Consider the following 7,018-nt stretch of genomic DNA (forward strand, 5'->3'; position numbering starts at 1 on the left):
TAAGGTCGGTCCATGCTCGCCGTCTACGCTGCCCGCCAGTCCGCCGACGACCCGCTGTCCGGCCTCGAGGTCGGCGAGCGGCCCGACCCGCAGCCGCGCGAGGGGTGGACGACCGTCACGCTCCGGGCCGCCGGCCTGAACCACCACGACGTCTGGTCGCTGCGCGGCGTCGGGCTGTCCGCGGACCGCCTCCCGATGATCCTCGGTTGCGATGGCGCCGGGATCGACGAGGAGGGCAACGAGGTCATCGTCCACGCGGTCGTGCCCAGCGACGGGTGGCGGGGCGACGAGACGCTCGACCCGCGCCGCACCCTCCTCTCCGAGCTGCACGACGGGACCCTCGCGGAGAAGGTCGCCGTCCCGACCTCGAACCTCGTCGCGAAGCCTGCGGACCTGCCGTGGACGCACGCCGCGTGCCTCTCGACGGCCTGGCTCACGGCATACCGGATGCTCTTCAGCAATGCGGGGCTCACGCCCGGTGCGACCGTCCTGGTCCAGGGAGCCGGCGGCGGGGTGGCCACTGCCCTGGTCCAGCTCGGTGCTGCGGCGGGTTACCGGATGTGGGTCACCAGCCGCGACGAGGAGAAGGGGCGGCTGGCGGTGGGGATCGGTGCGGACCGCGCCTTCGGGAACGGCGAACGGCTCCCCGACCGGGTCGACGCCGTCATGGAGACCGTCGGCGCCGCCACCTGGTCGCACTCCGTGAACTCGCTCAAGCCGGGCGGGACGATCGTCATCTCCGGCGCCACGTCAGGCGATGCCCCGAGCAAGGCCGAGCTGACCAAGATCTACTTCAAGCAGCTGCGGGTCGTCGGGTCGACCATGGGGACGCGCACCGAGCTCGAACGGCTCACGCAGCTCGTGGTGCAGCAGCGGATCGAGCCGGTGATCGACACGACCCTGCCACTCGACCGGGCGCGGGAGGGCTTCGCCAAGATGGCGGCCGGCGACGTGTTCGGCAAGGTCGTCTTCACCGTCGGATCCTGACGGAGCACCTCCCTGAGAGGGGCCTGAGGCCGATTAGGGATCTGGCCGACACAGGCGTATCAAGGGGAGATGGAACAGTTCCCCTCTTCACCGGACGACATCATCGACTCGAGGTGGACACACAATCCAAAGGCGGTGGCCCCGGTCCCGCACGGTCACACCCGCCGCAACCCTCCGGGGCCCGACCTCGACGCCGAGATGCGGGCTGTCGTCAACCCGTGGCTCATCGGTGACCGCAGCGCGATCGAGACGCTGGCCCAGCTGCGCGCCCTGGCGGACCGGCACCTCTAGGACTCGTCAGCTCGGCGAGATCTGCAGCCAGTCGTACCAGCCGTTGTGCAGCACCAGCCACGCGATGAGGCCGTATCCCGCCTGTCCCGGGTGGTGGGCGATCCGGCTCGCCGCCAGGTCGCTCTGCCACTGCTCGTGACCGAGCAGCGGACGGAAACAGTCCACGAACGGCACCCCACGGCGGGCGCAGACATCGGCCTGCGCCTCCACGAGCACGTCGAGCTTGGCGTTGATCTCGGAGTCGTCGGTCGGCGTCGGGCTCGCCACGAACGTCCCGATACCTGCGCTGGCCGCGTCGTCGAGGATGTTTGCGAGGTTGAGGCGGTGGCGGGCCAGGGTCACGCCGGTGGCCGCGTCGTTGCCGCCGACCGAGACGACCAGCCGCTTCTCGGCGCGTCCCGCCCAGCGGGGCGCGCACTCCGCCTTCCAGCGGGCCAGCACGTCAGCCGTGGTGTCGCCCCGCACCCCCAGGTTGTAGGCCGTGAGCTCGAGGTCGGGGTGGTGCGTCCGACCGGCCACCCGGGAGACCCAGCCCTGTCCCTTGGGGTCACCCACTCCGACGACGAGCGAGTCGCCGACGAAGACGATCCCCACGTCGCGGGGACCGTCGGAGGCAACCTGGAACTCGGCGCTCGGGGTGAAGGTGGGGTCGCTCACGCGTCAGTCCTCGTCGTCGTCGAGCCGGGCCAGCCAGGTGGCCAGGCGCTCGACGGGGGTCTCGAAATCGGGATTCAGGTCCACGAAGGTCCGCAGCTGGTCGGCCAACCACTCGAAGGAGACCTCTTCTTCCCCTCGGCGAGCGACCAGCTCCTCGATGCCGCGATCCGTGAAGTACACGACTGCAAGGTTAACGGGGGTATGCCGCGTGGCTGAGCCAGCCACGCGGCATACCCGGCGCAGTGTGGCGCGGTTGTGCGCGGACGACCACGGTCGGCGACGCGGATCGGACGCCCTGCGGAGGATGCGCCTGGCAGGGGACCGGCGCGGCGACCCTGGTCGTCCGCCGACGAGGCTGTGGACAGAGTCGGGGGCGAGCGTCGCGGTCGGGCCAGACTCGCAGCGTGAACGCAGTGGAGGCGCTGGGCCGACTGGGGGGCGCCGCCACCCGGGCCGAGGTCATCGCGGCGAGTGACCGGCGGTCCTTCGAGAACGCCCTGCGTGCCGGGTTGGTCGAGCGGGTGGCCCGGGGCCGCTACGCCCTTCCGACGGCAACGAGTGCGCGGCGGATGGCAGTGCAGCTCCGAGGCACCTCCGTCCTGCTGAGCGCCGCGGCACACCATGGTTGGGCGCTCAAGTGGCAACCCCGGGCACCTCAGATCGCGGTCGGGCGCGGTCGCAAGCTCACCGCCGACCAACGTGGGTCGGCGCAGGTGACGTGGGTGAACCTGCCTGATGCCGACGTCGATGGACTGGTGACCGGGCCAGTGCGGACCGTGATCGACTGCGCGGCGCGGCTGCCGTTCGACGAGGGGCTCGCCGTCGCCGACTCCGCGCTGCGCGACGGCACGGTGACCAGGGCCGAGCTCGCTCGGGCAGTGGCGGCACTCCCCGCCCGCGGGCCTCGCCGCAAGGTGGCGCGGGTGGTGGAGCTGGCGGATCCCCGAGCAGCAAACCCGTTCGAGTCGGTGTTGAGGGCGATCGCGCTCGAGGTCCCCGGGCTCTCGGTCGTGCCGCAGGTCCGCATCGACCGCAACGGGCGCTGGGTGGGCCGGGTCGACCTCGCGGACGTCAGCCTGAAGATCGTGCTCGAGGCGGACAGCTTCGAGTTCCACGGGGAGGGCGAGCTGTTCGAGAAGGACTGCGTGCGGTACGACGAGCTGGTGGCCGACGGGTGGCTGGTGCTGCGATTCCCTTGGACGCGGGTGATGACCAGGCCGGCGTGGGTGGCGGAGATGATCGCGGCCGCTGTGGCCATCCGGCGCGAGGAGCTGGCCCTGCGCGAAGAACTCCACCGGGCTCGCCTGCGTGTGGCCGCGTGACCTCGTGGCAGGACGACCGTGGTCAGGGGCGGCTCGACGAGGGTGTGCTCAGGGCGGCGCGATCACCCGACCGGGGCGCGGACCGTGGTCGTCCGCCCACGACCGCCAGGCCACAGACGCAGGTATGCCGCGTGGCTGGGCCAGCCACGCGGCATACCTGGTGGAGTCCGTGCGTGAGACTGCCTGGACTCTGGTGTTCTATCTCGCGAAGGCGGACGTGATGAGCTCGGACTGCTGCTCGGCGTGCCGCTTGCTCGAGCCGGTGGCCGGTGAGGCCGAAGCCTTGCGCGAGACCACCCGCAGCAGGCGGGTCTCGCCGAGTCCGGCGAGGGCCTGCGGCAGGTTGAGCGCGATGAACGGCCAGGCGCCCTGGTTGTTGGGCTCGTCCTGCACCCAGAGCACGTCGGCAGCGGGGTACTTCGCGAGCTCGGCCGCGATCTCCTTGGCCGGCAACGGAGCCAGCTGCTCGACCCGCACGATGGCGGTGGTGGTGTCACCCGCCTTCTCACGGGCGGCCTCGAGGTCGTAGACGACCTTGCCGCTGGCGAGCAGGACTCGGGTGACGGCGGCGGTGTCGAACGACGCGCGGTCGGGAATCACCGGACGGAAGGTGCCGTCGGTGAAGTCGGCCGGCATGCTGCTCGCCGCCTTGAGCCGCAGCATCGACTTCGGGGTGAAGACGATGAGCGGACGACGCGGACGGGCATAGGCCTGTCGGCGCAGCAGGTGGAAGTAGCTCGCGGGCGTCGACGGGTAGGCCACCGTCATGTTGTCCTCGGCGCACATCTGCAGGAAGCGCTCGATGCGGGCGGAGGAGTGGTCGGGGCCCTGGCCCTCGTAGCCGTGGGGGAGCAGCAGCACGACGGACGAGCGCTGGCCCCACTTCTGCTCGGAGGACGAGATGAACTCGTCGATGATGGTCTGGGCGCCGTTGAGGAAGTCGCCGAACTGCGCCTCCCACAGGACGAGGGCGTCGGGACGCTCGACGGAGTAGCCGTACTCGAACCCCATCGCCGCGAACTCGGACAGCAGCGAGTCGTAGACCCAGAACCGGGCCTGACCCTCGCCGAGGTAGAGCAGCGGGGTCCACTCCTCGGCGGTGTTCTTGTCGATGAGGACCGCGTGGCGCTGGACGAAGGTGCCGCGCCGGCTGTCCTGACCGGCGAGACGCACCGGCGTGCCCTCCATGAGCAGCGACCCGAAGGCCAGCAGCTCACCGGTCGCCCAGTCGATGCCACCGTCGCGGGTCGACTGCGCGCGCTTCTCCATGGCCTGGAGCAGCTTGGGGTGCACCGTGAAGCCCTGCGGCGGGTTCACGAAGGCGTCACCGATGTGGTGGAGCTGGTCCGCCGGGATGGCCGTCTGGTCGGCCGAGCGGGTGGCCTGGTCGGTGGCCTGCGCGGTCGGCGGCTCGAGGCCGGAGTGGCCCTCGGCGTCGGTGCCGGCGAGCGTGGCATCGGTGGAGTCGGCCGTGGCGGCCTCCTTGAGAGCGGCCTTGGTCTCGACGAACACCCTCTCGAGCTGCTGCTGGTAGTCGCGCAGCGCGGCCTCGGCCTCCTCCTGCCCGATGTCGCCGCGGCCGATGAGGGCCTCGGTGTAGAGCTTGCGGACCGAGCGCTTGGCCTCGATGAGGTTGTACATCAACGGCTGGGTCATCGAGGGGTCGTCTCCCTCGTTGTGACCGCGGCGGCGGTAGCACACCATGTCGATGACGACGTCCTTGTTGAACTCCTGCCGGAACTCGTAGGCGAGCTCGGCCACCCGGACACAGGCCTCGGGGTCGTCGCCGTTCACGTGGAAGATCGGAGCCTGGATCATCCGGGCCACGTCGGTCGAGTACGTGCTCGACCGGGACGCGCTCGGCGACGTCGTGAAGCCGACCTGGTTGTTGATGACCACGTGGATGGTGCCGCCGGTGCGGTAGCCCCGCAGCTGGGACAGGTTGAGCGTCTCGGCGACGACCCCCTGCCCGGCGAACGCCGCGTCGCCGTGCAGCAGCAGCGGCAGCACCGTGAAGTCCTCACCGGCGAGGTCGAGCCGGTCCTGCTTGGCCCGGGTGATGCCCTCGAGGACCGGGTTGACGGCCTCGAGGTGGGAGGGGTTGGCGGCGAGGTAGACCTTGGTCTTGTTGCCGTCCTCGGCGACGAACTCGCCCTCGGTGCCCAGGTGGTACTTCACGTCGCCGGAGCCCTGCACGGACTTGGGGTCCTGCTTGCCCTCGAACTCGCGGAAGATCTGGCCGTAGGACTTGCCCGCGATGTTGGCGAGCACGTTGAGGCGCCCACGGTGCGGCATACCGATGCAGACCTCGTCCATGGCGTCCGCGGCAGCCCGGCACAGGATGCGGTCGAGCAGCGCGATGACCGACTCGCCGCCCTCGAGGCTGAACCGCTTCTGGCCGACGAACTTGGTCTGCAGGAACGTCTCGAACGCCTCGGCGGCGTTGAGCCGGCGCAGGATGCGCAGCTGCTCGTCGGGGCCCGGCTTCGCGTAGCCGACCTCGATCTTGTCCTGCAGCCAGCGGCGCTGCTCGGGGTCCTGGATGTGCATGTACTCCGTGCCGATGGTGCGGCAGTAGGAGTCCCTCAGGATGCCCAGGATCTTGCGCAGCCGCAGCATCGGCGCACCGCCGAAGCCGCCGGTGGCGAAGTCGCGCTCGAGGTCCCACAGCGTCAGGCCGTGGCTGGTGACGTCGAGGTCGGGGTGACGGCGCTGGCGGTACTCCAACGGGTCGGTGTCGGCCATCAGGTGGCCCCGCACGCGGTAGGCGTGGATGAGCTCCTGCACGCGCGCGGTCTTGTTGACGTCGTCGTCGTGGTGGGTCGAGATGTCCTGGACCCAGCGCACCGGCTCGTAGGGCAGCCGCAGGCTCTCGAAGATCTCGTCGTAGAAGCCGTTCTCGCCGAGCAGCAGCTGGTGCACGATCCGCAGGAAGTCGCCGGACTGCGCGCCCTGGATGATGCGGTGGTCGTAGGTGCTGGTCAGCGTGATGATCTTGGAGACGGCGTTGCGGTTGATGGTCTCCTGGCTCGCGCCCTGCCACTCGGCGGGGTACTCGAGCGCACCGACACCGATGATCGCGCCCTGACCGGCCATCAGGCGCGGGACCGAGTGGACGGTGCCGATGGTGCCGGGGTTGGTGAGGGTCAGCGTGGTGCCCTGGAAGTCCTCGACCGTGAGCTTGCTGCCCCGGGCCTTGCGGACGATGTCCTCGTAGGCGGTCCAGAAGTGCGCGAAGTCCATCGACTCGGCGGACTTGATGGAGGGGACCAGCAGCTGGCGCGTGCCGTCGGGCTTGGCCATGTCGATGGCGAGGCCGAGGTTGACGTGGCCCGGGACGACGAGCGCCGGCTTGCCGTTCTCCTCGGTGAACCCGTTGTTCATCTCGGGCATGTGGCCCAGCGCCTTGACCAGGGCGTAGCCGATGAGGTGGGTGAACGACACCTTGCCCCCGCGCGAGCGCTGCAGGTGGTTGTTGATGACGACGCGGTTGTCGATGAGCAGCTTGGCGGGCACGGCACGGACGCTCGTGGCGGTCGGGACCGTCAGCGAGGTCTCCATGTTGGTGACCGTGCGGGCGCTGGCGCCGCGCAACGGCCTGACCTCGTCCTGGTTGGTCGCCTTGGTCGCCTTGGGGGCCTCCGGCTCGCGGGGCTTGGGCGCCTCCTTCGTCGTGTCGACGGTGGCGGGGGCCTCGGCCCGGGCCGCGGGGGCGCGTGCGGGAGCCGGCGCGGTGGGCGCGGGCGTGGCCGCAGGAGCGG

Annotated in this window: 6 protein-coding genes; 3 read left to right on the plus strand and 3 right to left on the minus strand. The window is 70.4% G+C overall.

Annotation, left to right across the window (positions count from 1 at the left end; translation table 11 throughout):
• Nucleotides 1–12: 12 nt before the first annotated feature.
• Together AC1DWP_RS18670 and AC1DWP_RS18675 are read left to right on the plus strand one after the other, a co-directional pair.
• Nucleotides 13–987, plus strand: a complete 975-nt coding sequence (locus AC1DWP_RS18670) for a zinc-binding dehydrogenase (RefSeq protein ID WP_477615986.1) — start codon at nt 13–15, stop codon at nt 985–987.
• Nucleotides 988–1,056: 69 nt separating this feature from the next.
• Nucleotides 1,057–1,278: a hypothetical protein gene (locus tag AC1DWP_RS18675; RefSeq protein ID WP_477615987.1), complete on the plus strand. Its 222-nt coding sequence runs from the start codon at nt 1,057–1,059 to the stop codon at nt 1,276–1,278.
• A gap of 6 nt (nt 1,279–1,284) precedes the next feature.
• On the opposite strand, the gene AC1DWP_RS18680 is transcribed toward AC1DWP_RS18675, so the two are convergent.
• Nucleotides 1,285–1,935, minus strand: coding sequence for a GDSL-type esterase/lipase family protein (locus tag AC1DWP_RS18680; protein ID WP_477615988.1), 651 nt, complete (start codon nt 1,933–1,935; stop codon nt 1,285–1,287).
• Nucleotides 1,936–1,938: 3 nt separating this feature from the next.
• Nucleotides 1,939–2,115, minus strand: a complete 177-nt coding sequence (locus AC1DWP_RS18685) for a DUF6104 family protein (RefSeq protein WP_140741227.1) — start codon at nt 2,113–2,115, stop codon at nt 1,939–1,941.
• A gap of 224 nt (nt 2,116–2,339) precedes the next feature.
• Here AC1DWP_RS18685 and AC1DWP_RS18690 point away from each other — a divergent pair, with 224 nt between their 5' ends.
• A complete protein-coding gene (locus AC1DWP_RS18690; protein WP_477615989.1) occupies nt 2,340–3,257 on the plus strand; it encodes a DUF559 domain-containing protein in 918 nt (305 codons plus the stop codon).
• A gap of 198 nt (nt 3,258–3,455) precedes the next feature.
• Here AC1DWP_RS18690 and AC1DWP_RS18695 read toward each other — a convergent pair.
• Nucleotides 3,456–7,018: multifunctional oxoglutarate decarboxylase/oxoglutarate dehydrogenase thiamine pyrophosphate-binding subunit/dihydrolipoyllysine-residue succinyltransferase subunit (locus tag AC1DWP_RS18695; protein ID WP_477615990.1), on the minus strand; the 3,563-nt coding region annotated here is incomplete at its 5' end.

The organism is Pedococcus sp. P2_F6 (assembly GCF_056403675.1).

Coding starts and splice junctions, on each gene's coding strand:
- AC1DWP_RS18675 (WP_477615987.1), top strand. CDS start 1,057: ATGGAACAGTTCCCCTCTTCACCGGACGACATCATCGACTCGAGGTGG.
- AC1DWP_RS18670 (WP_477615986.1), top strand. CDS start 13: ATGCTCGCCGTCTACGCTGCCCGCCAGTCCGCCGACGACCCGCTGTCC.